This is a genomic window from Ciceribacter lividus (assembly GCF_003337715.1).
Classification (GTDB): domain Bacteria; phylum Pseudomonadota; class Alphaproteobacteria; order Rhizobiales; family Rhizobiaceae; genus Allorhizobium; species Allorhizobium lividum.
This window is the reverse complement of record NZ_QPIX01000005.1, coordinates 100,869-125,578: the sequence shown is the minus strand read 5'-3', so window position 1 is coordinate 125,578 and position 24,710 is coordinate 100,869. Positions and strand designations below refer to the sequence as shown.

25 protein-coding genes and 1 pseudogene are annotated in these 24,710 nt (G+C 64.8%); 3 read left to right on the top strand and 23 right to left on the bottom strand.

Features of this window, described 5'->3' with window-relative positions:
- The first annotated feature begins 1 nt into the window (after position 1).
- The 3 genes and pseudogenes from sfsA to radC all read left to right on the top strand — a co-directional run.
- Entirely contained in the window at positions 2-730 is a 729-nt protein-coding gene (sfsA, locus tag DFR48_RS10540; protein WP_114363115.1) for a DNA/RNA nuclease SfsA, read from the top strand.
- Between the two features lie 33 nt (positions 731-763).
- A complete protein-coding gene (gene map, locus DFR48_RS10535; RefSeq protein ID WP_114363114.1) occupies positions 764-1,600 on the top strand; it encodes a type I methionyl aminopeptidase in 837 nt (278 codons plus the stop codon).
- A 98-nt stretch (positions 1,601-1,698) separates the two neighbouring features.
- A pseudogene (radC, locus tag DFR48_RS10530) lies at positions 1,699-2,445 on the top strand (RadC family protein); the annotation flags it as partial.
- A 22-nt stretch (positions 2,446-2,467) separates the two neighbouring features.
- On the opposite strand, the gene DFR48_RS10525 reads toward radC, so the two are convergent.
- The 23 genes from DFR48_RS10525 to tig form a co-directional block, all read right to left on the bottom strand.
- On the bottom strand, positions 2,468-3,832 hold the full coding sequence (locus DFR48_RS10525; RefSeq protein ID WP_245415582.1) for an ATP-binding protein: 1,365 nt from the start codon (positions 3,830-3,832) through the stop codon (positions 2,468-2,470).
- A complete protein-coding gene (locus DFR48_RS10520; RefSeq protein ID WP_114363297.1) occupies positions 3,819-5,276 on the bottom strand; it encodes a sigma-54-dependent transcriptional regulator in 1,458 nt (485 codons plus the stop codon). The genes DFR48_RS10525 and DFR48_RS10520 overlap by 14 nt, the downstream gene beginning before the upstream one ends.
- A complete protein-coding gene (locus tag DFR48_RS22225; RefSeq protein ID WP_245415581.1) occupies positions 5,276-5,728 on the bottom strand; it encodes a formyl transferase in 453 nt (150 codons plus the stop codon). Before DFR48_RS22225 ends, DFR48_RS10520 begins: the two co-directional genes overlap by 1 nt.
- A gap of 6 nt (positions 5,729-5,734) precedes the next feature.
- Positions 5,735-6,787 (bottom strand): hydrogenase expression/formation protein HypE, encoded by a 1,053-nt coding sequence (gene hypE, locus DFR48_RS10510; RefSeq protein ID WP_280956426.1) that lies wholly within the window; start codon positions 6,785-6,787, stop codon positions 5,735-5,737.
- Positions 6,784-7,941: a hydrogenase formation protein HypD gene (gene hypD, locus DFR48_RS10505; protein WP_114363111.1), complete on the bottom strand. Its 1,158-nt coding sequence runs from the start codon at positions 7,939-7,941 to the stop codon at positions 6,784-6,786. Before hypD ends, hypE begins: the two co-directional genes overlap by 4 nt.
- Entirely contained in the window at positions 7,938-8,165 is a 228-nt protein-coding gene (locus DFR48_RS10500) for a HypC/HybG/HupF family hydrogenase formation chaperone (protein ID WP_114363110.1), read from the bottom strand. Before DFR48_RS10500 ends, hypD begins: the two co-directional genes overlap by 4 nt.
- Before the next feature lie 2 nt (positions 8,166-8,167).
- Positions 8,168-10,432, bottom strand: a complete 2,265-nt coding sequence (gene hypF, locus DFR48_RS10495) for a carbamoyltransferase HypF (RefSeq protein ID WP_114363109.1) — start codon at positions 10,430-10,432, stop codon at positions 8,168-8,170.
- A gap of 2 nt (positions 10,433-10,434) precedes the next feature.
- A complete protein-coding gene (gene hypB, locus DFR48_RS10490; RefSeq protein ID WP_114363108.1) occupies positions 10,435-11,361 on the bottom strand; it encodes a hydrogenase nickel incorporation protein HypB in 927 nt (308 codons plus the stop codon).
- Entirely contained in the window at positions 11,361-11,702 is a 342-nt protein-coding gene (gene hypA, locus DFR48_RS10485) for a hydrogenase maturation nickel metallochaperone HypA (protein ID WP_114363107.1), read from the bottom strand. Before hypA ends, hypB begins: the two co-directional genes overlap by 1 nt.
- Positions 11,695-12,792, bottom strand: a complete 1,098-nt coding sequence (locus DFR48_RS10480) for a nickel-dependent hydrogenase large subunit (RefSeq protein WP_114363106.1) — start codon at positions 12,790-12,792, stop codon at positions 11,695-11,697. Before DFR48_RS10480 ends, hypA begins: the two co-directional genes overlap by 8 nt.
- A complete protein-coding gene (gene hybE, locus DFR48_RS10475; RefSeq protein WP_114363105.1) occupies positions 12,789-13,310 on the bottom strand; it encodes a [NiFe]-hydrogenase assembly chaperone HybE in 522 nt (173 codons plus the stop codon). Before hybE ends, DFR48_RS10480 begins: the two co-directional genes overlap by 4 nt.
- Positions 13,300-13,515: a rubredoxin gene (locus DFR48_RS10470; protein ID WP_114363104.1), complete on the bottom strand. Its 216-nt coding sequence runs from the start codon at positions 13,513-13,515 to the stop codon at positions 13,300-13,302. The genes hybE and DFR48_RS10470 overlap by 11 nt, the downstream gene beginning before the upstream one ends.
- Positions 13,512-14,360, bottom strand: a complete 849-nt coding sequence (locus tag DFR48_RS10465; RefSeq protein WP_114363103.1) for a hydrogenase expression/formation protein — start codon at positions 14,358-14,360, stop codon at positions 13,512-13,514. Before DFR48_RS10465 ends, DFR48_RS10470 begins: the two co-directional genes overlap by 4 nt.
- Positions 14,357-14,806, bottom strand: a complete 450-nt coding sequence (locus tag DFR48_RS10460; RefSeq protein ID WP_114363102.1) for a thioredoxin domain-containing protein — start codon at positions 14,804-14,806, stop codon at positions 14,357-14,359. Before DFR48_RS10460 ends, DFR48_RS10465 begins: the two co-directional genes overlap by 4 nt.
- A 190-nt stretch (positions 14,807-14,996) precedes the next feature.
- Positions 14,997-15,287, bottom strand: a complete 291-nt coding sequence (gene hypC / locus DFR48_RS10455; protein ID WP_114363101.1) for a HypC/HybG/HupF family hydrogenase formation chaperone — start codon at positions 15,285-15,287, stop codon at positions 14,997-14,999.
- Between the two features lie 72 nt (positions 15,288-15,359).
- Positions 15,360-15,941 carry a HupE/UreJ family protein gene (locus DFR48_RS10450; protein ID WP_114363100.1) on the bottom strand — a complete coding sequence of 194 codons (582 nt, stop codon included), beginning with the start codon at positions 15,939-15,941 and terminating at the stop codon, positions 15,360-15,362.
- Between the two features lie 10 nt (positions 15,942-15,951).
- Positions 15,952-16,554 carry a HyaD/HybD family hydrogenase maturation endopeptidase gene (locus DFR48_RS10445; RefSeq protein ID WP_114363099.1) on the bottom strand — a complete coding sequence of 201 codons (603 nt, stop codon included), beginning with the start codon at positions 16,552-16,554 and terminating at the stop codon, positions 15,952-15,954.
- Positions 16,555-17,277 (bottom strand): Ni/Fe-hydrogenase, b-type cytochrome subunit, encoded by a 723-nt coding sequence (gene cybH / locus DFR48_RS10440; protein ID WP_114363098.1) that lies wholly within the window; start codon positions 17,275-17,277, stop codon positions 16,555-16,557. It lies immediately after the preceding gene.
- Between the two features lie 12 nt (positions 17,278-17,289).
- Positions 17,290-19,080: a nickel-dependent hydrogenase large subunit gene (locus tag DFR48_RS10435; protein WP_114363097.1), complete on the bottom strand. Its 1,791-nt coding sequence runs from the start codon at positions 19,078-19,080 to the stop codon at positions 17,290-17,292.
- Positions 19,081-19,098: 18 nt separating this feature from the next.
- The gene (locus tag DFR48_RS10430) at positions 19,099-20,184 is read right to left on the bottom strand and encodes a hydrogenase small subunit (RefSeq protein ID WP_114363096.1); all 1,086 of its coding nucleotides are present in this window, start codon (positions 20,182-20,184) and stop codon (positions 19,099-19,101) included.
- A 331-nt stretch (positions 20,185-20,515) separates the two neighbouring features.
- Positions 20,516-21,958, bottom strand: a complete 1,443-nt coding sequence (locus tag DFR48_RS10425; protein ID WP_114363095.1) for a nickel-dependent hydrogenase large subunit — start codon at positions 21,956-21,958, stop codon at positions 20,516-20,518.
- Complete coding sequence (locus DFR48_RS10420) at positions 21,955-22,950, bottom strand: NADH-quinone oxidoreductase subunit B family protein (protein WP_114363094.1); 996 nt, start codon at positions 22,948-22,950, stop codon at positions 21,955-21,957. The genes DFR48_RS10425 and DFR48_RS10420 overlap by 4 nt, the downstream gene beginning before the upstream one ends.
- A gap of 243 nt (positions 22,951-23,193) precedes the next feature.
- Positions 23,194-24,675, bottom strand: a complete 1,482-nt coding sequence (tig, locus tag DFR48_RS10415) for a trigger factor (protein WP_114363093.1) — start codon at positions 24,673-24,675, stop codon at positions 23,194-23,196.
- Positions 24,676-24,710: the final 35 nt, after the last annotated feature.

The following is a 24,710-nucleotide window of genomic DNA, read 5'->3' as shown; positions in this document are numbered from 1 at the left end:
AATGAGGTTCGATCCGCCTCTCGTCCCCGCCACACTCATCCGGCGTTACAAGCGCTTCCTGTTCGACGCGCGGCTTGAGGACGGCACCGAGATCACCGGCTTCTGCCCGAACACAGGCTCGATGCTGGGACTGACGGATGCCGGTTCGCGCATCTGGCTCTCCGATCATGCCGGCTCGGCACGCAAGCACCGCTACGCCTTCGAACTGATCGAGGCTGACGATACCGTCGTCGGCGTCCATGCCGCGCTCGCCAACCGGCTCGGCGAAGAGGCGATCCGGATGGGCCTCGTCGACAACCTGGCGAGTTACGAAACCTTGCGGCGCGAACAGCGCTATGGCCGGAACTCTCGCATCGACTTCCTTCTTTCCTCAACCGGACGGCCGGACGCCTATGTCGAGGTGAAGAACGTGCATTTCATTCGCGAAAGGCGGCTTGCCGAATTTCCGGACACCGTGACGGCGCGCGGCGCCAGACATCTCGAAGAACTCACGGCAATGGTGGATGCCGGCCATCGCGCCGTCATGCTCTATCTCATCCAGCGCGAGGACTGCGACCGCTTCCGCCTTTCGGGCGATCTCGACCCCGCCTATGCCCGCGCCTTTGCCGAGGCAAGACGGCGGGGCGTCGAGGCCTATGCCGTCAAATGCAAGGTGAGTGCTGCGGAAATCGCGCCATTTCAGCGCATCGCAATGGACGAAGCCGCCCCTGCTGCATTATGTACGGTCTGACAATCGGAATGCATCCAACCTGAAAGCGGATGAATGGTAAATTACATCGATGCGGCAACGGCGCCGCTCAAGAACACGGGAGCGATCCGGCTTTACGGCCCTGAGGCCTTCGACGGCATGCGCAAGGCGTCGCAACTGACGGCGCGCTGCCTCGACGAACTCGCCTCCATGGTCAAGCCTGGCGTCACGACGGATGCGATCGACCGCTTCGTCTTCGAGTTCGGCATGGACAACGGCGCGCTCCCGGCGACGCTCAACTATCGCGGCTACACGAAATCCAGCTGCACCTCGATCAATCATGTCGTCTGCCACGGCATTCCGAACGACAAGCCGTTGCGCGAGGGCGATATCGTCAACATCGACGTCACCTATGTTCTGGACGGCTGGCACGGCGATTCGAGCCGCATGTATCCGGTGGGCGAGATCAAGCGGGCTGCGGAGCGGCTGCTCGAAGTCACCTACGAGTGTCTGATGCGCGGGATTGCAGCCGTGCGTCCCGGCGCTCGCACCGGCGCCATTGGCGAGGCAATACAGACCTACGCGGAAGCCGAACGCTGTTCGGTCGTGCGCGACTTCTGCGGCCACGGCATCGGCAGGCTGTTCCACGATTCCCCGAACATCCTGCACTACGGCCGGGCCGACGAGGGACCTGAGCTGCGCGAAGGGATGATCTTCACCATCGAGCCGATGATCAATCTCGGCCGCCCGCACGTGAAGGTACTCTCGGACGGCTGGACGGCGGTCACCCGCGACCGTTCACTGACCGCGCAATACGAGCACGCCGTCGGCGTGACGGCGACGGGCTGTGAAATCTTCACGCTTTCGCCCGCCGGTATCGACCGTCCCGGACTGCCGCCGCTTCGAGGCTGACGATGGGCAAACCTCCGTCCCTTTTCCCGGCTGACGATGAAGACGACGAAACCGTCGCGCCGGACCGGGAAGAGGCGGAGGAGTATGCTGCCCCCGTCGACGAACGAAGCTTCTTCGCCGAACAGCCGGCGAAACCTCGGCCACTTCAGAAATCGTCTGCGGCGGCTCCGGAAGAGGCGCACTATATCGGCCATCGCGACAGGCTGAGGACGCGTTTCCGGGAAAGCGGCGAGGCGGCGCTCGCGGACTACGAACTCCTCGAACTTCTGCTTTTCCGGCTCATTCCGCGCCGCGATACCAAGCCGATCGCCAAGGCGTTGATCGGCCGCTTCGGCACGCTCGCAGGTGTGCTCGGGGCACCTCCTGCCCTGCTGCAGGAGGTGAAAGGGATCGGTGAGACGGTGGCACTCGACCTGAAGCTCATCGCGACCACGGCCCAGCGGATGCTGAAGAGCGAACTCAAGGAGCGGCATGTGCTCTCCTCATGGTCGTCGGTGATCGACTACTGCCACGCGGCGATGGCCTACGAGACCACCGAGCAATTCCGCATCCTCTTCCTCGACAAGCGCAACGCGCTGATCGCCGATGAGGTGCAGGGGCGCGGCACGATCGACCACACACCCGTCTATCCCCGCGAGGTGGTGAAACGCGCGCTCGAACTCTCCGCGACGGCGATCATCCTCGTCCACAACCATCCGTCCGGCGACCCGACGCCGTCACGGGCCGATATCGACATGACGCGGACGATCATCGATACCGCAAAGCCGCTCGGCATCACCGTGCATGACCACATCATCATCGGCCGGCAGGGTCACGCGAGTTTCCGCGGACTCCGGCTGATCTGAGTGACGGCAGCCACCGCCTCGCTTACAAGCGCCCGTCGGCAGCCGGCAAGACGACCCTGAACTCGGCGCCACCGTCCTTCGATCGCCCGGCGGTGATCGTGCCACCGAAATCCTCAATGATCGTGAAGCTGATCCAGAGGCCGAGCCCGGTGCCCTCGCCGACCGCCTTTGTCGTGAAGAAGGGCTCGAAGATCTTGCTCATGTCCTCCTCGGCGATGCCCGGTCCGTTGTCGGCGACCGTGAGCTCGATCGCCTGATCCAGTCTCCGCGCAGTGAGATGCACGCGCGGGCCCTCCCGCCCCTCCACGGCATGGAGCGCATTGTCTATCAGGTTGACGATCACCTGGTGCAATTGCCCCTCGTGGCCCTCGATGACGAGATCCGGATCGCTGTCGATGACGATCTCGGCCTGCGAATTCTTCGCCCTGGCGGCAAGGTGGGCGGAATTGCGAAGGAGCCGGCCGACGTCGACCGCCTGCCGCTCGCCGGCCTTGCTGAAGGAGAGCCGCCGCAGGTTCTTGACGATGTCGCTCACCCGGTTCGCGCCTTCGAGCGTCCCTTCGAGCAGGGAACCGACATCGGCGGTGATGGCATCGATCTTCAGGTCCTTGCGCAGCTCGGCGAGCCGTTCCGGCGCTTCGCCGCGATGAATGGCGTCGAGGTAGAAGATCAGGTTCTTGCGGTACCGGTCGAGCGTATAGATGTTGCCGTAGACGAAGCTGATCGGATTGTTCAGCTCGTGAGCGACGCCCGCGACGAGGCGGCCGAGGCTTGCCATCTTCTCCTGTTCGATCAGCCGGCGCTGCGCCTGCTGCAGGTTCATGTGGGCGCGGTGCAGCGCCTCGTAGGCCTGCTTGAGCTCACTGATCGGACGCCCGGTGAGGACCGCGCCGATGCGGCGGCGACCGGCGTCGAACAGCGCCGCACAGCGGATGGCGAGGCACTCCTCGTGCCCGTCGGCGGCGATCAGATGCAGATCTCCCTCCATGACGTTGCCCTGATGGCCGGCGGCGATCAGTCTTTCCGCCTGCGGCCTGTCGCGTTCGGCGAGATAGCCGAAGATCCGGCTTCCGAGCACGGCCTTTTCCTCGAGGCCGGTCAACTTCAGAAAGGCGGGATTGACCTTCTTGATGCGGCCGTCGGCACTGCAGGCGATCAGGACATCGGACACGGAGGCGATGACGCTCGAAATGAAGGTCTGCGCCTCCTCGAGCTCGGCATTCTTGCGCTCGAGGTCGGCCTCGTTGCGCAGGAGCTCGGAATAGACCTCGTCCATGCGGCGGATGACGTCCACCCACATGGCCTCGCTCGCGCGATCGAGCTCCATCGCGCCCTGAGCGGAGACCGTTCCGTTTTGATGTCCGAGCATTGCCTCAGTCGGCGTCATCGTCATCCTGGCCACGTCGCAGATCGTATCGTTCGAGTTTGCTTCTCAAACCGACCCGCGACAAGCCCAATTCGTCGGCCGTGCGGCTGATATTGCCCTGGTTGCGCTCAAGGCTCGCCTGGATCGCCGCCCTCTCGACCTCCGCGACGATGTCCTTCAACTGCTGCGCCGAGCAGTGGCTCGCACCGTTCGGTTTCGGGGCGAGCGTGCCCAGGATCTCCGGCGACAGCAGCGAGGGTTCCAGCGGTGCATTCTCGTCGGACAGCACCACCATCCGCTGGATCTCGTTGTGCAGCTCCCGAACGTTGCCCGGCCAGTGATAGGCGTTCATGAGATCGAGCGTGCGCGGGTGGAAGCCCGGAACCTGGCGGTTGAAGGACTGGTTGATCTGCATCAGCATCCGCGCGGCGATCACCGGAATGTCCTCGGCGCGCTCCTTCAGCGCCGGCATGTGGATCGGGAAGGCGGCCAGACGATAATAGAGGTCGCGGCGGAAGCGTCCGACGGCGACCTCGGCAAGAAGGTCGCGGTTGGTCGCGGCGATCACCCGAACATTGACCTTGCGCGGCCGCTGCGCGCCGAGCGGGCGGATTTCCCCCTCCTGCAGCACGCGCAGGAGCTTGACCTGGAAGGCGGGCGACGTCTCTCCAACCTCGTCCAGGAAGATCGTGCCGTTGTCGGCGAGTTCGAAGAGACCGACACGATCCTGGTAGGCTCCCGTATAGGCGCCCTTCTTGCAGCCGAAGAGTTCGCTTTCCAGCAGGTCGTCCGGCAGAGCACCACAGTTCTCGACGACGAAGGACTGGTCCGAACGTGCCGATTCCCGATGGATGGCGCGTGCGAGCAGTTCCTTCCCCGTGCCTGAGGCGCCGGTGATCAGCACCGAGATGTCGTACTGCGCCGCCTGACGGGCGAGCCTGATCGAATGCACGAGCGGGCTTTCCGGCGTATGGACGATCCGGTCGAAGCCGAAACTCTTCTGGGCGTTCCGGCGCTTGTCGGTGACGACCTTCTCCAGACGGTCGCTCACCGGCTTCACCTCGACATTCACCTCGCCGGCCGCGTGCTGCAGTCGCCAGAGGCTCGCGCTCTCGCGCAGGCAGGTGAGCAATTCGTCCGGGTTCCACGGCTTGGTGATGTAGCGATAGATGCCGGCCTTGTTGACGCCGTCGATGATGTCTTCCGAGGCGGTGTAGCCGGAGATGATGATGCGGATCGTGTCCGGCCAGAGTTCGCGGGCGCGGCGCAGGAATGAAACCCCGGATTCGCCCGGCATCCGCTGGTCGCAGAGGATGATCTGCACCAGTTCGCCGTTGAGGACGGCCTCCGCCTCCTCGGCGTTGCGGGCACAGATGACCTCGAACTCATCGCTCAGGATGCGCTGGATCGCCTCAAGCGAGCGTACCTCGTCGTCGACGACCAGAACGGTCGTGTGGGTATTGATCAAGGCCTGCACCCTGCGCCCCCCTGTCTGCCGCCGTCGCCGGCGCGGTGAACGGCCAGCGTCGCCGGCGTTCTCGACTTCGCTATCTTATGGATAAAATCGAACCGCGCCACATGGTAGCTCGGATCGAAGCCGTAGAAATTGCGCCGCATGTGGGCAAGCTCTTCGGTCCGGTAGGCCGAGAGCGGCTTTTTCTCCTCGTCCGCAGCGAGCCTGGCTTCGATACCCGGATGGACGGCGAGGCAGAGAACGTTCGACCAGACAGCCTCAGGGATCGCCCTTTTCAGAAACGGCGCGACGATCACGTCCGGGGCAAAAAGGTCCACCATCTCCCGCGTCAGGTCGTCGTGGATGTCAAGTTCGACAGAGACGACGCGTCCCTCCTCCCGAAGCTCTACATGAAGACGATGCAACAATAAATTGAAACTCTGACACAACAACAGGATGCGCATGACTGGTCAGCAGATGCGCGGCAGCTGCTCGCCGGACAGCCAGTCGACGATCCGGCCGCCGCCGAAGGAGGTCTCCATCTGTACGAAGCAGTGCTCGTCGGCAACCGCGTGGCCGATGATGGCGGCGTCGCGGCCGAGCGGATGGTTTCGCATCGCCGCGAGGATCGCATCCGCTCCTTCGGGTTCGACGACCGCCACCAGCTTGCCCTCGTTGGCGACGTTCAGCGGATCGAGCCCGAGGAATTCGCAGGCCGCGGCCACCTCCGGCCGCATCGGAATGCCGTCCTCGTCGATCCGGAACCCGACCTTCGACTGGTTGGCGATTTCGTTCAGCGTCGCCGCCAGACCTCCGCGGGTCGGGTCGCGCATCAACCGGAGATGCGCCCCGCCGACCTCGACCATGGCGGCGGTCAGCCCGTGCAGCGCCGCCGTATCGGAGACGATGTCGACGTCGAACTCCAAATTTTCCCGCTTCGACATTACCGCCACACCGTGTTCGCCGATCGAGCCCGAGACGATCACCGCATCGCCCGGACGGGCGGCATCCGACCGCAGATCGAGGCTTGGCGGCACCACGCCGACACCGGCCGTCGAGATGAAGACGCCGTCCGCCTTGCCGCGCTCGACAACCTTGGTGTCACCGGTGATGATCGGCACGCCGGCCTCGCGCGAGGCTTCTCCCATGGTCTCTGCGATCCGCGCCAGGTCGGCGAGCGGAAAGCCCTCCTCGATGATGAAGCTCGCCGAAAGATAGAGTGGCACAGCACCGGCCATGGCGACATCGTTGATGGTGCCATGGACGGCCAGCGAGCCGATATTGCCTCCGGGGAAGAAGAGAGGCGAGACGACATAGCCGTCCGAGGTCATCACCATCCGCCCACCGGGCACCGCGAAAGCCGACTGGTCGTTGCCGGCGCGCAGCCAGTCATTATCGAAGGCCTTGTGAAATATCCCCTCGATCAACTGCCCCATCGCCCGGCCGCCGGCGCCGTGGGAAAGATCGACGAGGCCGTTCCGAATGTCGAGTTTGCGCTTGTAGGCTTTCAGCACCATGTTCACGCGACCGCCCTCCCCGCATTCGCTTCCTTCGCCTTTTCCCGAAAGCGACCATAGGTCCAGTGAGCGGCGCACGCGCCTTCAGACGAGACCATGCAGGAACCCATCGGCGTGTCGGGCGTGCAGACGGTGCCGAACAGCTTGCAATCCGCGGGACGCTTGACGCCGCGCAGGATCGTGCCGCATTCGCAGGCCGGGTTGTCCTTCGCGTCCGGCGTGGCCATCTGGAAGCGTTTTTCGGCGTCATATTTCGCATACTGCGGCCTGAGCACCAGCGCGCTCAGCGGCAACTCACCAAGCCCGCGCCATTCGAAGCTGTCGCGCAGTTCGAAATACTTGCTCACTTCGGCCTGCGCCTTCTCGTTGCCGCCGGTCGTGACGGCGCGGATATACTGGTTCTCCACTTCGTGGCGGCCGTCATTCACCTGGTCGACCAGCATCAGGATCGCCTGGATCACATCAAGCGGCTCGAAGCCCGCCACCACGATCGGCTTGCCAAACTCATCGGCGAAACGGCGGTAGGGTTCGGTACCGATCACGGTCGAGACGTGGGCCGGGCCGATGAAACCCTCGATCCTGACTGCGTCAGAGAGGCCTACCTGCGGGCTCTCCAGGATCTTCTGGATCGCCGAAGGCGTCAGCACGTGATTGCAGAAGATCGAAAAGTTCTCAATCTTCTTTTCGATCGCGAAGCGCAGCGCGAGCGCGGTCGGCGGCGTCGTGGTTTCGAAGCCGATGGCGAAGAACACGACCTCGCGGTCGGTCTCTTCCTCGGCGATCCGTATCGCATCGAGCGTCGAATAGACCATTCGGATATCGGCGCCGGCTGCCTTGGCTTTCAGGAGGCTCGACCCGTTCGAGCCGGGTACCCGCATCAGGTCGCCATAAGTGCAGAGCGTGATCTCGGGGCGCATGGCGAGCGCGATCGCCGCGTCCACGCGGCCGATCGGCAGAACGCAGACGGGACAGCCCGGCCCGTGGATCATCCGGACATTTGCGGGCAGCAAGTCCTCGAGGCCGTAGCGCGAGATTGCATGGGTGTGACCGCCGCAGAATTCCATGAAATGATAGGCCCGATCCGGCCGAGCGCGCGTGGCGATCTGCCGGGCAATGTCCTTGGCCAATCTGCCGTCGCGGTATTCGTCGATGTATTTCATGCCGCCGCCCCCTCTGCCGCCAGCCGGAGCAGTTCCAGCGTCCGTTCCGCCTCCTCCGGCTCGATCTTCGCGAGCGCGTAGCCGACGTGCAGCACGAGATAGTCTCCGGGCTTCACGTCATCGACGAGGGCGATCGAAATGACCTTCGAGACGCCGTCGAGCGTCACCCTCGCCATCTCACCGGGAAGCACCTCCTTCACCTGAACGGGTATAGCAAGACACATGCCTACGGCTCCTCCACTTGTGTTCTGTCGTTCGCGATGACATGCCGCGCAAAGGCCGCCTGGCCGAGCGACAGGCCGCCGTCGCCGGCGGGCACCGCCTGCGGCAGGCAGGTTTCGATGCCGGCGGCCGAGAGCCTTGCGCGAAGGCCCTCTGCAAGCCTGCGGTTGGCGAGGCAGCCGCCGGAGAGCACGACGCGGTCGAGCCTCTCTGTCCTTGCGGTGGCGAGCGTCCATTCGGCAAGGCCGGCGATGAGCGTTGCATGGAAGAGGCTGGAGGCGGCAGCCCCCTTGAGCCCCTGCTCGGCCATCCGCACCAGCAGCGGCCGAAAATCCACGACGCAGTTCTCGATCCGGTAGCCCTCGGTATCCGCCTCCACCTCATGGGCGATGGCCTCGAATTCCATCGCAGCCTGCCCTTCGAAGGTCTGGACCATGCGAGCCCCGGCGATCGCCGCCGCCGCATCGAAGAGCCGGCCGAGGCTCGAGGTTTCGGCAATCCGCATTCCGCCCTCCAGCATGGCCACGAGCCGCGCGGCCTCCGGAGCCCCCGCAAAGATCTCGTGGGCGAGATCGCCCCGTCCGGCTGCGACCAGCGCGCCGACGGCCATCCGCCAGGGTTCGCGCGCGGCGCGGTCGCCGCCGGCAAGCGGCAGCGTCGCCAGATGACCGAGGCGCCGCCAGCGGCAGCCGTCGAGCATCAGCAGTTCGCCGCCCCAGATGCCGCCATCGGCGCCGTAGCCGTGACCGTCGAGGGCAAGCCCGAGCAATGCGCCCTCCAGCCTGTCTTCGGCGGCAACCGCCGCAACATGGGCGACATGGTGCTGCACGCGCACCAGCGGCAGGCCGAGATCTTCGGCAAGCCGGACCGACCGGAAATCCGGATGCAGATCACAGGCGGCATAATCCGGACGGATCGCCAGAATGCGGCAGAGATGTTCGACCGTCTCGCGCTGAAAACGCAGCGTCTCGGCATTGTCGAGCCCACCGACATGCTGGGAGACGAAAGCCTCACGGCCGCGGGTCAGGCAGACGGTGTTCTTGAGGTCCGCACCGAGCGCGATCGCCGATGGCCCGTCGGACCCGAGGTCGACCGGTTCCGGCACGAAGCCGCGGGCGCGCCGCAGGAAGGCCGGGGCACCGGCAACGACCTGCATCACCGAATCGTCCGCCCTGACCAGGATGTCGCGATCGTGGGTGACGATGAGGTCGGCGATCGTGGCGAGCCGGCGCTCCGCGTCCTCGTTGGTGGCCGCGAGCGGCTCGCCTCCCGGATTGGCGCTGGTCGCGACCAGTGCAACCGGGGTTGTCGGTGATCGCCGCACCAGTTCATCAAACAGCAGGTGATGGACCGGCGCATAGGCAAGCATGACACCGATACGGGAAAGGCCAGCCGCAATCCCCGCCGGCAGCCTGCCCCGTCCCTCGACAAGCACCACCGGGCGGGCGGCGCCCAAAAGCAGCTCCTCCTCCGCGGGGGTCGGATCGGCGAAGCGGCGCGCCGTCGCGATATCGCCGACCATCACCGCAAAGGGCTTTTCGTCGCGCGCCTTTCGCCGGCGCAGTTTCGCGATCGCGTCGGCGTTTTGCGCGTCGCACAACAGGTGGAAGCCGCCGATCCCCTTCAGCGCGACGATCCTGCCGTCGAGGAGCGCTGCGGCGATGTCTTCGATCCGGTGGCTGAGGCGCGGTCCGCAAGCCGGACAGGCGACCGGCTCGGCGTGGAAGCGCCGGTTTTCCGGATCGCGGTAATCCGACGCGCAGGCCGGGCACATGGCAAAACCCGCCATTGATGTCTGCGCCCGGTCATAGGGCAGCGCCCGGGTGATGGTGTAACGCGGGCCGCAATGGGTGCAGTTGACGAAAGCGTAGCCGAAGAAGCGGCTTTCCGGATCGCGCAGCTCCCGCAGGCACTCCGGACAGGTCGCGGCATCGGCGCCGATCCGTGTCGCCGCCTTGCCGCCGCGGCTTTCCGCGATCACGAAGTCCGCGTCATGACCGAGCGGTCGCTCCTCGGCCTCCACCGCATCGATGCGGGCGAGCGCCGGTGCCTCCGCACGCAGAGCCGCACGAAAGTCCTCGACCGGCCCGCCCTCGACCTCGATCAGGACGCCTTCGCTGTCGTTCAGCACGAACCCCGAAAGCCCGTAACGACGGGCGAGCCCGAAGGCGAAGGGGCGGAAGCCGACGCCCTGCACGACGCCGCGCACCCGCAGGCGGAGCCTGCGCGGCGGCATCGAGCGGGAGGGGGCCGGGTTCCGCTGCAGCATGCTCAGCCTGCCTTCGCCAGTGCCCGGGTGACGGCCATGGCGGCGTTCGCCTCGATCCACGAATAGAAGGCCGGCATGCCCTCGCCGGTCCTTGCCGAGACAACCAGCGTCTGCAGCTTCGGATTGACCCTGAGCGCATTCGCGATGCAGGCGCCGACATCGAAATCGAGGTGCGGCAGCAGGTCGGCCTTGTTCAGGATCATCAGGTCGGCGGCAGCGAACATGTCGGGATATTTGAGCGGCTTGTCCTCGCCTTCCGTCACCGAGAGCAGCACCACCTTGTGCGCCTCGCCGAGATCGAAGGCGGCGGGACAGACGAGATTCCCGACATTCTCGATGAAAAGCACGCTGTTCTTCGGCGGCGCGAGTTCCTCGACGGCATGGCCGACCATGTGCGCGTCGAGGTGACAGCCCTTGCCGGTATTGACCTGGATCGCCGGCGCACCGGTCTCGCGGATGCGGGCGGCATCATTGGAGGTCTGCTGGTCGCCCTCGACGACGCCGATCGCCAACCGTTCCCTGAGGTCGCTGATCGTGCGCACCAGGAGGCTCGTCTTGCCGGAACCGGGGCTCGACACGAAGTTCAGGGCGAAGATGCCATTGTGAGCGAAATAGGCCCGGTTTTCCGCGGCGAAGCCGTCGTTCTTCGACAGGATGTCTCGCTCGACCTGGATGATCCGCTCCTGGCTCATGCCCGGGACATGGACGCCGGCAATACCCTGGCCGTAATGGATGACACCTTCGTCGCCGTGCTCATGCTGGTGCTCATGATCGTGGGAATGCCCATCGCCATGCGGATGCGCGTGCGCGTGATGGTCATCATGGTCATGATGATGATCGTCGTGATGATGTCCGTGCCCGTGCCCGTGAGCATGGGCGTGACCTTTTTCGACAACGGGCTCCGTCCCGCAACCGCATACCGTGCACATCAGATCACCTCCAAATCCCTGATCTTCAATTCGTCGCCAGCCGTCATCTGCACATGATACTGCCCGCATTCTGGACAAGCCCCGAAGCGCTCCGCAAGCGGCACCGTCTTGCCGCAGTCGAGGCACCAGCCCTCGCCCGCCACCCGGTTGATGCGAAGCTCCGCCTCTTCGGCGAGGCTGCCTCGGCGGATCGCTTCGTAGCAGAAGAGAAGTGCGTCGGGGTCGACGTGGCTCAGCACGCCGACGTCGAGGCGGATCACTTTCACCTTCGCGGCGCCGGCCTTTTCTGCCGTTTCGCAGGCGATCTCCACCACGCTTTCCATCAGCGACATCTCATGCATGCACTGCGTCCTTCAGCCTGATTTCGAACGCCACGCACGGATCGAAGAGCGCTGCCAGCTGCGACACTCTCGTGCGCGCTGTCTCGCCCTCCCCGATACGGCTCGACAGTAACGTCTCGACGAAGGGCCCGGCGGGGTGAAAATTCCACTCCGTCGGAGCGAGCATGCGATAGGCCGAAAGCCTGCCGTCCGCGCCGATCTCCACCTCGTGATAAAGCCTCCCCCGCGCGCACTCCACGGCGCCGAAGCCGGCATTGTTGGACAATTCTCCCGAGCGCATCAAGCCCGCAAGATCCCCTGTCTTTCCTTCCGCAAGCGCCCGCAACGCGTCGAGGCTCTCGCGGACGTCCTCAAGACGAGCGGAGAACCGGGCGGCAAGATACGGACCATGCGCGGGCAGGACATCGCCGAGCCGCGCATAGGCGCCGGTTTCGACCACCCGTCCGGCGAGATGCGGCCGCGTGCAGAAGCCCGCCTCACGGCGCATCAGGTCCACCACCGCAGGGTCCTCGTCCGGCGAGAGACCGTCCGGAGCCCGGTGCGGGAAACTATCGGCACCCTGCAGTTCGGCGAGGATCGCGCCACACAGGGTGCCGGCAGATGGTGTTTCCATCTTCGCCGCGCCCAGAGCGGCGGCGGCGTCTTCGAGCGTCGTCACGGATGCGGCCATCTCGGCGCCCCGTGCCGCACCGGCGATGATCGACTGCGACGCGGCAAGCGCCTTGCGGAGCGCCGGCGCTGCCTGTGCGGCAGAGCGGGCGCCGGCATTCGTCGGCCATTGCATGACGAGGGCCCGCAGCGTCTCGAACACCCGCTCGGCGAGCACGCCCATGGCGAGATCCCGCCGCCTATCGTCCGGCACCGGCTCGCCTTTCGCCGCGGCGACGGCAAGCGTCGACGCCGTCGACTGGGCAAACCCGCAGAGCGAGAAGAGCCGGCCGGCGAGCTGCGGCGCTTCCTGCGGATTTCGGCCAACGAACATCTGCGCCAGTCCCTGCGGACGATCGGCGGAAAGCGCGACCGCGCAGACCTGCCCGCGCGATACCGTCACGTCGATCCTGATCGAACCGGCACCGAGCGCAAACGTCATGGCTGCGCCTCCTCGCGAGACCCGAAACGTCCGCGCAAGAGGTCACGCCGATTGACGGCCGGCGCGGGCGGAGGCGGCTCGGCCAGCGCCTCGGGATCGAAGAAAGCGTTGGCGGCCTCGATGGCGGTCTCGATTGCCACTTCCATCGAGGAAAATTCGAGGACCGGCGAAAAGAGCGAACAGGCGTCAACCCGGCCGATACCCTCCAGCTCGCCGGCGATCAGTTCCACCTCGCCCGCCGGAAGGAAGGCGCGCACGGTCGTGCCGTTTGCTGCCGGCGGGCTTTCCACCCCGGGCAGATCGACGGCGAGCAGGTTCATGAACCAGGGCGTCACGACGACACCGAAGGCGCGGCCGCCCCAAGGGCGGAAACCGCAGCTTGCGACTTCGAGCGCGGCATTGCAGATCGGCACGTCGGCCATCGCCGTCTCGGCGATAACGCGATAGCGTGCCTCCAGCCGGCGCGCGATCTCCGCCGCCTGCATCTCTGCGGTCTGCCGGTCCGCTTCAGCCTCCATCGCCGAGCCTCATGAACTTTTCCTGCGGGGCATCGCAGTTCGGGCAGCGCCAGTCCGGCGGCAGGTCGGCAAAAGCCGTGCCGATGTCGATCTGCCAGACAGGATCCCCTTCGGCCGGATCGTAGACATGCCAGCAGATGCCGCATTCCATGCGGTCGGCGGCGTCCACCGTCTCGCGCTTGCCGAAATTCTCGAAGCCGCTCATTTGAAATAGGCCTCCTCGATCTCCCGCAGGCGGCTTTCCGAGTCGCGAAAATCCTCCTCCGCCGCAATCGCGACGGACGGCGTCCCGCCGATCTCCAGCGTGTCGAGGATAATCGTGTCCATGGCGTTGTAGAACTGCACCGACCACACATGGCGGACACCGGTCGCAAGTATGCGGCAGGTGCCGTAGCCGCGGGAAGTCAGTTGCACCGGGCCGGGACCGAGCGTCTCCTGCAGGAAGCCCATGTCGTCCGGGCTCATCGGCAACAGCGAGAAGGTGATCGTGTGGGAGGCATCGCCCTCGCGATGGCCCGCGACGCGCTCGCCGATCTCGTGCAGGACGGGCATGACGTTCATGGCGCCGGCCGGCGGCTCGCCGACGGAAAAGCTCGCCGGCAGAGCGGACGTCGCCTCGCGGACGGCCGCCGGAATCGCGGCAACCTCGATGTAGTCGGCGAGGAGAACTCCGTCAGCGCTCGTGAAACGGATGCGCCAGACGCCCGCCATCACGGCTTCCTGGATCTGTGCAAGGACACCGTTCTGCAGCGCGACGACGCCCGCGACCTCGCCCTCGCCGAGCGTCTGCGAGATGAGCTCGCGGTCGTCCTCCGGGAAATCGGTGATGTCGAAGAGCGTTCCGGGTTCGTCAGCCTTCTTCACCGCCAGCGCATCGGCGATCTTCGGCAGCAGCTCCGCCGTCCTGCGGCAACGGCGGATCATATCCTCCGCACTCGCGGTCGCGAGATAGTTCAGCCTGCGGGTGGCCGTTGGCGGCTCCGCGTCGATCGGCATGACGGTCATAGCCGCATCCTCGCCCTCGGGGGCGACCCAAAACCCGGCCTTCATGCGCTTGCTCCCTTGCCTGAATAGTTGATTTCCACCTTCGGCCCCGCGGACGGAGGCAGGGCCGGCGTGCCGGGCAGCAGCCAGCGGCCGATTTCCTCCATGTATTCCGACCAGTCGCGGATACGCGGCAGGACGCCGAGCACCTCGTCACGCCGCGTGACCACCAGGCTCGGCATCATCACGACGTGGAAGCGCGCCTTCAGCTTCTCCTCGGCATCCCGGGCGACCACCGCGCCCTTGAGCCGGCCCTGGAAGCTCTGCAGGATCTCCGGCATGACCACCGCGACATCGTTGCTCTCGCTGCGCTGTGCCGGATCGCCGGTGAAAAACAACAGGCTATGCTCCGGCTCCGACGCCTCCTGCGCAAGGAAGGCATCGATCGACGTCTCGTCGACGACGGGCAATTTCATCCGCTCGCTCAAGGCGCGGACCAGAAATGACGGCATTCACTCCTCCCATGAACAGCGCGACCGAAGGTCTCCCATAACACTCAGCAAAGCACGTGCCAGTTGACCGAAAAGGCGCCTTCCATTGAATTGAAAGCGATTTTTCCACTTTGGCATACGCCAGAACGAACAAGGGCGGAAACTAGGTTTCCGCCCTTGTCATTTTACTTTCCATGTTCCCGACAAAGCGTCACCGCAGGTGTTCGGGCAGTTCCGGTTCGCGCGAAATCAGGTCTTCGAAGAGCGCCTCGAAGGGACGCCCGTCGACCGCTTCCGAGAGGCCGGTGAGCGCGTTGTCGATCGCACTCGCCTCCTCCGTTCCGAGCACCCGGATTGCCGAACCGAGATGGGTCAGCAGATGGGTGCCTGGCTCCTGGGCCCCGACGAGCATCAGCGAAACGCGATGTCGTTCGCCGTGGCGTTCGCAGATCGCCTCGAACTCGCCCGCCTCGACGACCCGCATGGGTATTCCGATGCACATCTGCCTTCTCCTGCTTCCTCTTTCTCGACCCGGAAACCCCCAGCCCCCGGGATCGACCTTATGGCGGACCGATCAGCCGGCGAACAACGCAAGCCCCGCGACGGCGACGAGGCCGCCGGCCGCCCGGCGCAAAAGTCCCTCGGCGTTACCGAAGCGCGCCATGCCGAGGCCGAGGCCCGCGGCATGGAGAAGACCGGTCGCGAGCACGAATCCCGCGACATAGCCCCACTGGTTTGCCATGGCAGGCAGTTCCGCCCCGTGGGCGTGGCCGTGGAACAGCGCACAGGCGCCGACGAAGGCCGAGGCGATCGGCGTCGGCACCCGGACATTCAGGAGGACGACAAGACCGATCGCCGCCACCGATGCAGCAATCAGCGTTTCCACCATCGGCAAGGCAATGCCGGCGATGCCGAGGAGCCCGCCAGCGACCATCACACCCATGAAGGAGAGCGGAACGAGGTATCGCGCCCGCCCGCCGAGGCTCGCGGCCCAGAGGCCGACGCCGACCATCGCAAGCATGTGGTCGAGCCCGGTGAAGGGATGTGAAAAGCCGGCTTCGAAGCCGTGGCTGTGGAGGCCGACGCCGGTATGCGCCTCGGCGGTCGCAGGAAGCGCCGCCAGCACGAACAGCGCGAGTGTACGAAGTCTCTTCATTGTCGTTCCCCTAGAGGTTGGCGCCGGCGACGCGCGCGGTGCGCCGCTCGTAGCTTTCGAAATCGATGTCGTTTTCCAGGAGCGGCGGCACCGCCGCTCCCTCGGGACGCCGCGTGACCGCGCCCCCCCAGCGTCCGAGAATGTCGACCGCCAGTTCGACGGCCGCGGGTATCACCGCCGCGACAGGTCCAGTCAGAGGACCACCCCAGTCTTCGAGATCGACGGGCTGGCAGCCGATCAGGGCAAGCCGTTCGGGATACCGCCCCATCAGATCGGCGGCGCTCAGCACCTCCTGAAAGCCGGTCTGGTGCAGGCTCATCTTCTTTGCGCCGGTGAATTTCGGTACCTCGTCGTCTTCCACGAGCTTCAGCGTCGCAGGTTCCAGCCCGTAATCGATCGCGTCGAAGACGATCAGCCTGTCGTGCTCGTTGACGAACTGGACGAGATAGAGCCCCTGCGTGCCACCATCGAGCACGGTGACGTTCTCCGGCACCTCGAACGCCCTGTGAAAGGCCTCCACCGCCCGGACGCCGAAGCCCTCGTCGGCCCACAGGATGTTGCCGATCCCGAGGACGAGGACCTTCGGCGCGGCTGTCGCGACCGCCTCCGCCATTCAGTCCTCCCTGTCCTTGAACATGCGCTCGCCGGAAATCATCGAGGAGATGATGCTCTGGCGGCTCATGATGTCCTCGCGGACGGCCACGTAGATATGGACCATCACGAAGAGCAGGATCACCCACATGCCGAGGTGGTGCCAGGTGTGCAGATCCTGGCTGTTCGGGAAGATCGAGAATACCCAGCCGAAGAGCGCATATTCCCAGCTGTCACGCCCGGCGCCTTCGCTGTAGAGGGCGAACCCGGTCACCACCATGAAGACGAGCGGCAGGGTGAAGACGAGGAACATCGTGAACTGCGCCAGCGGATTATGGCCGACATACTTCTTCGGCTTGGAGGTGAGGAACGTGTACCACTTCACCTCGTGCCACCATTCCTTCCAGTACTGCCCCTTCCAGAAGGGCACATAGAAGATCTGGCGGGCATGCACGTTGCCGACGAAGGCCCAATAGATCCTGAGGAGCAGGAACACGGCAAGCACCTGCCCGGCGGCGAAATGGGTAAAGCGGATATAGCCCATCAGGAAGTTCGCACTCGCCTCCCCCGGCACCGCCGGGAGAGGTGAACCGATGAAATAGCCCGTCAGCGCCAGCGTGAAGATCGCGAAGGCGTTGACCCAGTGCCAGATGCGCACCGGCGCTTCATAGACATAGACGCTCTGGCGCTCCACGGCGGTCTCGCCGTGGGAGTCCGAGGCGGTGAGGGATTCGTGCACGGTCATCGCCGATCCCCCTCAACGCACCTGGACCTTCGCCATTTCCTGACCGTCCGGGCTCATCACATGCGTGGAGCATGCAAGGCACGGATCGAAGGAATGGATGGTCCTCAGGATTTCCAGCGGCTGGGCGGGATCGGACATCGGCGTATCCATCAGCGAGGCTTCGAACGCACCGATATTGCCCTGCGGGTCGCGCGGACTGCCGTTCCAGGTGGTCGGCACGACGCACTGGTAGTTCTCGATCTTGCCGTCCTTGATCTTGATCCAGTGGGCGAGTGCGCCGCGCGGAGCCTCGGTGAAACCGACACCCTTCACTTCCGAAGGCCAGGTTTCCGGCTTCCACTTGTCGACGAAGGCAGTCGCGCTGTCACCGGCCTTGATATTGGCGATCAGCTTGTTGTGGAAGTGGCGCATCTGGTATCCCGCCCATTGCGATTCCAGCGCGCGCGCCGCTGTCCGGCCGAGCGTCGAGAAGAGCGCCGAGGTCGGCAGGCCGAGATCCTTCAGCACCTTGTCGACCGGATCCTTGAACTCCGCCTTGTTCTGGGCGTAGCCGACGATCCAGCGCGCGAGCGGGCCGACTTCCATGGCATTGCCGCGCCAGCGCGGGGCCTTGATCCACGAATATTTGCCGGCTTCGTCCAGCTCCTCGATGTTGGTCTTGGTGCCCTTGGCATTCGGGCCGAGCTCGTAATGCGGCTCGGTAACCCCATCCCAGGGGTGAAGCCCCTTGCTTTCGTCCGGATACTTGTACCAGGAGTGCGTGACATATTCCTGGATCTGCTCCGGATCGGCGTGATCGACCGGGAAAACTTCCGCAAGATTGCCGTTGATGATCGCGCCACGCGGCAGTTTCAGGCTCGCCTCGCTGTAATCGTTGGCGTGTTCCGGCACGTCGCCATAGGCGAGCACATTCTTGCCCGAAAGCCCGCCGCCATAGAGCCAGTCCTTGTAGAAGGAGCCGATCGCCATGATGTCGGGGATATAGACCTTGTCGTTGAACTCGATGAGCTGGTCGATGATCGAGGTGACGTAGTTCAGCCGCTCCATGTTGATCGCACCCACGGCACCGGTGCCGTCGACGTTGATCGGGCACGGCACGCCGCCCACCAGCCAGTTCGGATGCGGGTTCTTGCCGCCGAAGATCGTATGGATCTTGACGATCTCCTTCTGGAAGTCGAGCGCCTCCAGATAGTGGGCGACCGCCATCAGGTTCGCTTCCGGCGGCAGCTTGTAGGAGGCATTGCCCCAATAGCCGTTCTTGAACGGACCGAGCTGCCCGGATTCGACGAACTTCTTGAGCCGCCCCTGAATATCCTTGAAGTAGCCGGGCGAGGAAAGCGGCCAGTCGGAGACGGATTGCGCAAGCGCCGACGTTGCTTTCGGGTCGGCAGAGAGCGCCGAGACGACGTCGACCCAGTCGAGTGCGTGCAGGTGGTAGAAGTGCACGATGTGGTCATGCACCTGCAGCGCCAGCTGCATGAGATTGCGGATCGAGTTGGCATTCTCCGGAATGCTGATGCCGAGCGCGTTCTCCACCGCGCGCACCGAGGTGAGCGCATGGGTGCCGGTGCACACGCCGCAGATCCGTTCGGTGAAGGCCCAGGCGTCGCGCGGGTCGCGATTCCTGAGGATCACCTCGATGCCGCGCCACATTGTCCCGGTCGAGACGGCGTTACGAATGACATTGTTTTCATCGACGTTCACCTCCACACGCATGTGACCTTCGATGCGGGTGACCGGGTCGACGACGATGCGCTTTCCGGAATTGTCGAGCGTGAAACCGTTTGGCGTCTGGATTGTCATGGATGATACCCCTCCCCGTTATGCGTCGGTCTTTTCGCGGTTCTTGGCGGTGACCCGCTTGACCGCGGTGATGCCGGCATGGGCGGCGATCGCCACACCGACGACGCCGGCCGCCGTCTTGCCGATCTGGTCGGCATTGGCTTCGACGCCGAACTGGTTGATCGTGGTCAGGCGGTCGTAGAAGCTGCCCTTGTCCCAGAAGCCCTCTTCCGAGCAGCCGATGCAGCCGTGGCCGGACTGGATCGGGAAGGAGACACCGTTGTTCCAGCGCACCGTCGAGCAGGCGTTGTAGGTCGTCGGGCCCTTGCAACCCATCTTGTAGAGACAGTAGCCCTTGCGCGCGCCCTCATCGTCCCACTCCTCGACGAACTGGCCGGCGTCGAAATGCGGACGGCGGTAGCACTTGTCGTGGATGCGCTGCGAGTAGAACATCTTCGGACGGCCCTGCCGGTCGAGTTCCGGAAGCTTGCCGAAGGTGGTGATGAAGGTGACGACGCCGGTCATGACTTCCGCGATCGGCGGACAGCCCGGCACCTTGATGATCGGCTTGTCACGGATGACCTTGTCGATCGGAGTGGCCTGCGTCGGGTTGGGCTTGGCCGCCTGCACGCATCCCCACGAGGCGCAGGCGCCCCAGGCGATGATCGCCATCGCATCCTCGGCCATCCACTTCAGTTTCTCGACGAAGGGCTTGCCGCCGTCGATGCAGAACATTCCGTCCTCGTTGAGCGGAGGATTGCCCTCGACGGCGAGGATATACTTGCCCTTGTACTTCTCCTTGGTCTCTTCGAGGATCGCCTCGGCCTGGTGGCCGGCGGCCGCCATGATCGTGTCGTCGTAGTCGAGCGAGATCATCGACAGCACGACGTCCTTCACCAGCGGATGGGCCGAGCGGATGAAGCTTTCCGAACAGCAGGTGCATTCCAGGCCGTGCATCCAGATCACCGGCACACGCTCCTTGGTCTCCAGCGCCTCCTCCATCGCTCTGGCGCCCGACGGACCGAATCCGAGGCTTGCCGCGGTCAGCGAGCAGAACTTCGTGAAGCTCCTGCGCGTGATGCCCTGGCGGCGTATGACATCATAGAAGGTTTCCGTTGCGGCCATTGATCTCCTCCAGCCTTCCTGCCCGAGCGGCCCGTCGCGGAACTGCGACCCGCACCGCATCCTTTTCGTGAAGCTGCGCCGGGCCCGGAGCCTTGGGAGCCCACTTGCCAGCACATACCCGCTGCAGAACAAGGGCGGGCTACGGACTTTAAGGACAGCAAGAAGCAGACCAGATCGGTGCTCTTCGAGAGAGCCTGATCCATCAAACTGAAATCATTGGAGATTCTTTACTTTGCCCGACGCGAGCAACATGCTCCTTGCGTCCGCCCTCGTCGACAGGTGCTCACCGGCTTGTCAACAGTGGAAAGCCACTGACCGGCCCTGACGAATATCAATGGGCGGTGCAGACCATGCAGGGGTCGAAGGAGCGGATGACATGCTGGAGCGCTGCCGACTTCGCACCGAGCCCACCGGTGTCGAGCCCGGCGAGCGCGCTTTCGAGCGGTCCCGGCACGCCGGCGGCATCGCGCGGGGAGAAGTTCCAGGTGGTGGGTGCGATGATCTGGTAATGGCTGATGCGGCCTTCCCTGAGGCCGACCCAGTGGCCGAGCGCACCGCGGGCCGCCTCGACCAGCCCGGCCGCCGCCGCACCGTCCGGTAGCGCAAAATGGGCGCAGAACTCTTCCTTCAGCCGCAATTGCCGGCACCAGCCCTGGCTCGCGTGCACGAGGATCGCCGCCTCGAGGAGCCGCGCGACAATCCGCGTCCGCACCGAGGTCGCGCCGCCTTCGGCAATCAGCGCGGTAATCAACGGATGGCCGGAGACGGCAAGACGGGCTGCTGCGCCGACCTCGGCCGGCCTGCCGGAAAGCCGCGGCGCCTTGGCCCAGGAGTAGGCATTCGCCTTTTCAGCCGACGGCAGCGTCTCGGCAAGCGCCGGATCGGTACTGGTCGGCGCAAACCATGCGCAGGTCGCGTCCTCGGAAATCGCCGCGACATCCAGCTGAGCAACCGTGCCGTCCGCCGATGCGGCGCCGCGTTTGAAATAGGAGTCGTTCGCCTCGTGATAAGCTCCGAAGGACAACAGCGGGCTCGCCCCCCTTCCCATGCTCCCGAGGCCGAGATCGGCGGCAATCGTCAGGAAGAACGGGAAATCGCCCCGCGCCCGCTCGGCATAGTTCGAAAGCTCCTCCGGAGTCTCCATCGCGAATATTTCGTCGAGCGGGACGCCGAAAACGGTCTCCTCCAGGAAGACCTGGAGTTCGCCGAGAATGGCGGCAAGCTGTACCCTTTCGCCGACGTCGATCGCCCGCGTCGTACCACCCGGCTGGAAAGCGAGCGAATGCGGCCACTTGCCGGCGATGATCCCCATCACCTCGAGAAGGCGCCGGCGGCGCGGCAGGAAGACAGCGGAACCGCTGCCACTCGCTGCCTTGAAGCGACCGGCCGCGTTCTCGAACCACGGCCGTCCGGCATATTCGGCACGGGCAAAATCCGGCATGAAGAAGAGATAGAAATGCGTCAGGTGATCGGCGATATTTTCCGCCGCATGGGCGATATTGGCGGCGATATAGCCATTCGGCGCGGCAAGCCCGCCCGCAAGATTGCGCAGCGCGGTGGCCGCGGCAATCGACTGCGACACGGAACAGATGCCGCAGATACGCGGCGCGATCACCAGCGCATCGAGACCCGGGCGCCCGGAAAGCAGTTGCTCGAAGCCGCGATAGAGCGTCGCCGTCACCTCGGCCCGGGCGATGACGCCGTCCTGGATGTCGAGCGCGACTTCGAGGTCACCCTCGACACGGTTGAAGGGGCCGGCGATCACACGCGTCATTCGTCGTGCCCGCCCGCCCGTCGCGGATCGCGGACCACCCGGTCCGAGGTCGCATTCTGCCGGACACGATCCGGTGTTGCCGACTTCGAGAGCGCGGCAAGCGCCACGAACCACGCCTTCGGCATGTCGAGCGGCAGGCCGACGGGAATGCCGCCCACCTTCGGCGTTCTCAGGAAATCCTCCGTCTGCTCGAAAGCCGGCGACGTACAGGCCACGCACGAGAAGCCGCCATGCGTACAGGAACCGCCACCGTTCCATGCGCGTTGGTTGCAGTCGCCGACGGCCTGTGTCGCCTTGCAGCCGAGATGTTCCATCAGGCAGCCGAGATCGGAGAGCTTCTCGGCGCTTGCCTTGAACTCGTAGTATTCGTTGCGCTCGCAGCCGTGATGGGCAAGCGTCTTGGCGAAGAATTTCGGCCGGCCGAGGCGATCGAGATCGCTCTCGTCGAAGTCGCCCATCTGAAGCGCCGCCAGCGTCTCCATGATCCAGCCCGGATGCGGCGCACAGCCGGCGACATTGATCACCGGCAGGCCCGAACGTGCACGGAAATCCGGCCCCAGCACACCGCCCGAGATCGAGCCTTCGTATTGCAGGCCGGAAGCGTCCGCAGGGTCGGGCTGGGCGGCATGGACGCCGCCATAGGAGGCGCAGGTACCGACGGCGATGCAGTAGTCGGCAAGCGGCGCCAGTTCCCTGACCCAGGAGAGCATTGTGCGGCCGGTGCCGGCGAACCGGTTGTAAAGCCCGCTTCCGTTCGGGCCGCGCAGGATCGAACCCTCGATACAGAGAAAGTCGAGCGGCGTGCGTCCCGCCGCGACGTCACCGAGGATGGCGATCGCCTCTTCGCCGCTTTCCTCGCTGAGCGAGGGATGCCAGAGGAGATCGATGCCGAAATTCTGCAGCTCACGCACCCAGCCGCGTGCGCCGTGGTCGAGCACCGACATGGTGCACCCACCGCAGCTTCCGGCCTGCAGCCACAGGAGATTGGTCATTCGGATGCGCCGCCCTGCTCTTCTCGCGATCCGCCATGTTTGACACCTCGTCCGCGGCCGGTCAACGGGACGGCCTCTTCTCGTCTCGGTGACATCACCCTCAGAAGCCGGCCAGCGCGGTGCCTCTTGCCTGCGACGACGGCCGGCACTTGCGGGCTGCGCAGGAGGCAATCGCTGAACCGCACCATGCAAAAAGGGGCCGCCCGACGGGCAGCCCCTTCCCAATCCCGAAACGGGATCTGATTACTCGGCGTCGCCTTCGGCAACCTTCTTCTTCGGGGCAGCCTTCTTCTTCGGAGCGGCTTCCTCGCCTTCGGCGGCGTCTTCGGCCTTGGCAGCCGCCTTCTTCTTCGGGGCTGCCTTCTTGGCCGGCTTTTCAGCGCCTTCGGCTTCGTCGTCGGCGAGCAGCTCGTCCTTGGTCACCTTCTTGTCGGTGACGTCGATTTCGCCGAGCAGGTGATCAACAACCTTCTCTTCGAAAATCGGCGCACGCAGCGAGGCGGAAGCGCCCGGCGTTTTGCGGAAGAAGTCGAGGATCTGCTTTTCCTGGCCCGGGAACTGCTGCAGCTGGGCATAGAGAGCGCGCTGCATTTCTTCCTCGGTGACTTCGACGCCGGCCTTTTCGCCGATTTCGGAGAGGACGAGGCCGAGGCGGACGCGGCGCTCGGCGAGCGTGCGGTATTCGTCGCGGGCCTTTTCTTCGGTGGTGTCTTCATCCTCGAAGGTCTTGCCGGACTGGGCGAGATCGGTGTTGATCTGGCGCCAGATGTTTTCGAACTCGGCTTCCACGAGGCGTGCGGGGGTTTCGAACTTGTACATCTCGTCGAGCTGGTCGAGGATCTGACGCTTGACCTTCTGACGGGTGACCGAGCCGAACTGGCTTTCGATCTGGCCGCGGACGACTTCCTTCAGGCGCTCGAGCGATTCGATGCCGAGCTTCGTGGCGAGTTCGTCGTTGAGCTCGACCTCACCCGGAGCGGCAACTTCCTTGACCGTGATGTCGAACGTCGCTTCCTTGCCAGCGAGGTTCTTGGCCGGATAGTCTTCCGGGAAAGTGACGGTGATGACCTTCTCATCGCCGGCCTTGACGCCGACGAGCTGGTCTTCGAAGCCGGGGATGAAGCGGTTCGAGCCGAGAACGAGCTCGGCATCGGTGTCGGTGCCGCCGTCGAAGGCAACGCCGTCGACCTTGCCGACGTAATCCATGGTGACGCGGTCGCCGTCGGCGGCCTTGCCCTTCTTGGTTTCGTAGCTGCGGGCGCTTTCGGCGATCTTGCGGATCTGGTCTTCGACTTCGCCTTCTTCGATGTCGACGACTTCACGCACGACCTTGAGGCCGGAAACCGGCTTCAGCTCGATCGGCGGAATGACTTCGTAGGAGAGCGTGAACTCGAAATCGGCTTCTGCGTTCAGGATCTTGTCGGCTTCGGCCTCGTCCTCGGTCATCGTGACTTCGGGCTGGGTCGCAGACTTCTCGCCGCGCTCGGAAAGGATCGCGCTCGGCTTTTCGCGAATGATCTCGTTGACGAGCTCGGCCATGATCGACTTGCCGTAGACCTTCTTCAGGTGCGACATCGGCACCTTGCCCGGGCGGAAACCGTTGATGCGGACCTTGTCCTTGGCCTCGGCGAGGCGCTCGTTCATCCGCTGTTCCATGTCCTTGGCCGGAACGACGACCTTGATTTCGCGCTTCAGCCCTTCAGCGAGCGTTTCGATAACCTGCATGTTCTTACCTTCATGTCGTGGCGGCCGTGCTCGGA